This is a genomic window from Pseudomonadota bacterium (assembly GCA_030860485.1).
In the GTDB taxonomy this organism is placed as follows: Bacteria; Pseudomonadota; Gammaproteobacteria; order JACCXJ01; family JACCXJ01; genus JACCXJ01.
Genome location: JALZID010000007.1, coordinates 1 through 2,388, shown reverse-complemented (window position 1 = coordinate 2,388; position 2,388 = coordinate 1). Strand labels below are relative to the sequence as shown.

At 58.3% G+C, this 2,388-nt stretch carries 3 protein-coding genes; 2 read left to right on the top strand and 1 reads right to left on the bottom strand.

Annotated features, from left to right (window positions below; all coding sequences use genetic code 11):
* Positions 1 to 473 (top strand): alpha/beta hydrolase (locus M3461_00210; GenBank protein ID MDQ3772912.1); only part of this gene is annotated, 473 nt, incomplete at its 5' end.
* A gap of 337 nt (positions 474 to 810) precedes the next feature.
* Here M3461_00210 and M3461_00205 read toward each other — a convergent pair.
* Positions 811 to 1,986 carry an ISNCY family transposase gene (locus tag M3461_00205; protein MDQ3772911.1) on the bottom strand — a complete coding sequence of 392 codons (1,176 nt, stop codon included), beginning with the start codon at positions 1,984 to 1,986 and terminating at the stop codon, positions 811 to 813.
* 89 nt (positions 1,987 to 2,075) lie between these two features.
* On the opposite strand from M3461_00205, the gene M3461_00200 reads away from it, so the two are divergent.
* A partial coding sequence (locus tag M3461_00200; GenBank protein MDQ3772910.1) for a type II and III secretion system protein occupies positions 2,076 to 2,388 on the top strand: 313 nt, incomplete at its 3' end.

Sequence of the window (2,388 nt, the reverse complement as noted above, 5' to 3'; positions counted from 1 at the left end):
GGGTCTACGCGGTCAGTAACGCCTCGCGTCTCGAAAATGCCCGCGAACGCTATCTCCTCGGCACGCTGGCGCGGCGGAAAATAGTAAACCCCGAGGCGGACGTCAATGATCTCCTGGCCTCTCTCAGTACCGAGGGGCGGCAAGTCTACGATTTCATCGTGAACCGGGACCCCGCGCGCAGCGCGCATCTGCTGAGCCGGTTTCCTCCAGCGTTGCGAACGGATGTCGAGCGACTTAACCTCGCCGCGCGCGATCTCTCACGGCTCGAGACCCGATTCATTCTCGTCCACGGCCTCGACGATTCGATGATTCCCTACGTCGAGAGCGTGGCCTTGGCCGCGGCGCTCCCCGCGGGACAGAGTCAGATCTTCCTCCCCCGCGGCCTGGTGCACGTCGACGTGGCACCGGATGCGATGGATGGAGTGCGCATGTGGAGCGCGATCTACGCGCTGCTCTCGGAGCGTTACCTGTAACGATCCGCAGGAAGCACGCACGGCCGGGGATCCTTAACGCGTGGGTGGAAATCGTAAACTATAAGCCCGCGTAGTCAGGTATAACAATCAAGGGGCGAACCGGGGGTGCGGCCGGCGCCGCGCCCACGGAGTGAGTAACGGCCCTCGTGACAGCAACAGGGCTGTCTTCCAAATTTCCAGCTGGACGATGCTCGTCAAAACAAGGCCTTATGTTGTCAACAAAAAGATTTGTCCGGTTTTATAGCAAATTAATTGTCCGCTTTTTATGTGAAGATGGAAAAACGCGAGGGCATAGGGCTCGAAGCGGTTTTTTCCATCCGGTCATTGCGAAGCGGAGTTACGCAGCAGCCTTATCCTGGGCTCCAAGGCGCTGGCCGTTGGCGTCATAGCGTGCCAAGCGGCGCGGGCCATGAAAGATGGCTAATGTACAATCCAGGTAGCGATGCACCCGCACCTTGGCTTTGACGTAGTGACAACGATACCGATCGGGTGGGATTTGTAGTGTGATCCCTTCGAAGCGCACACAGTTGTCATGGCCTACGGTGCGTTCATACTGCTCGCAGAGGATGTCCTCCAGAGCACCCACGACCCACGGCACGAAGGCCGAGCCTTCTTCCATGGCCGGTTGTTGGAACTCGGCGTTGAAGGCGGGGCGATAGACGTCCTCCAAGTAGCGATTGGCCGCTTCCAAGGCAGTGAGCCCGGCTGCCGCCAGTTCCTTGGGCAAGCGACCTTGATGGGTGGCAAAGGCCCGTTCGCTGCGGCCTCTGGCTTCCGGGGAATAGGCCGGAATCATCTCGATGCCGAGCTGCTTCATTGCTCGCCCAAACTGGGTGAGGTTGATCTTATCCACCTTGCCGCCCGCTTCGGGGGTGATCCAGTAATGACTGCCTCGGTCGGTATACAACGAGCTAAACAGCCCCCGACTCCCGATGATCTCCCGCACACCCTGAAAGCTCGACGCCGTGCCTTCTTCGGGAACAAAAAACATGGCGTAATGCTCATTGGTGGCATCATCCATCGTCACGATCAGATCCCACTGCTGTCCCATCACCCACTCGTGCCGACTGCCGTCCTGATGTAACATCATTCCCGGCCAAGGAGCGCGTTCCCGGCGTTTGCGGTGCGCACCCCGCTTAACCGCCTTGGTAACCAATCCCGCTCCCTGAAGCGTGTTCTTGACCCAGCTGTAGCTGCGTCTCCCGCCCTCTCGTTGATACCACGAATAATAATGCTTCACGTTCCAGCCTAAATGCCGCCCCCGGTACCGCTCGGTCACCGCCAGCACTTCGTCCACCGGCGCCCGCCGATGCGATACTTGATCAAGACGACGACCTATCAATCCCTCTAACCCCGCTTCCTCATAGCGGTCTAGGTAGCGCCGAAAGCTACGTGCACAGACCCCCAACAACCGCGCCGCTTCTTCTTGGGTTAGCCGCTTCTCCTGCCAGCCCGAATACGCTTCGGTAAATCTCATCTTCCGAGTCTCCTGTAACCATTCCGTCCGCTTCATGATGGGTCACCTCCTGGCTTCCCATGTAACCGGACAGATCATGTGCTACAAACCCGGACATTTTATTTGCTCCTAACACCTCGCTCATATTGAGCTACCTTGACGCGGATGCTAGCGGCAAAAACATCAATATCGCCGTGCAACTGCTGCGGACCTTCGGTGACGTCAAGGTGCTTTCGAGCCCCAAGATCATGGCGCTCAACAATCAGACGGCCGTGCTCAAGGTGGTGCTGAACGTTGTCTATTTCGAGGTGGATGTCGAGCCTGCGATTGTGCTTCAGGGTAGTGTCGGCGCGCAACAAGTTGCCGTGGATACCACGGCGAAGACCGTACCGGTGGGATTAGTGATGACGGTGACCCCGCAGATCAACGAAAACGATGCCGTGACGCTCAATGTTAGAC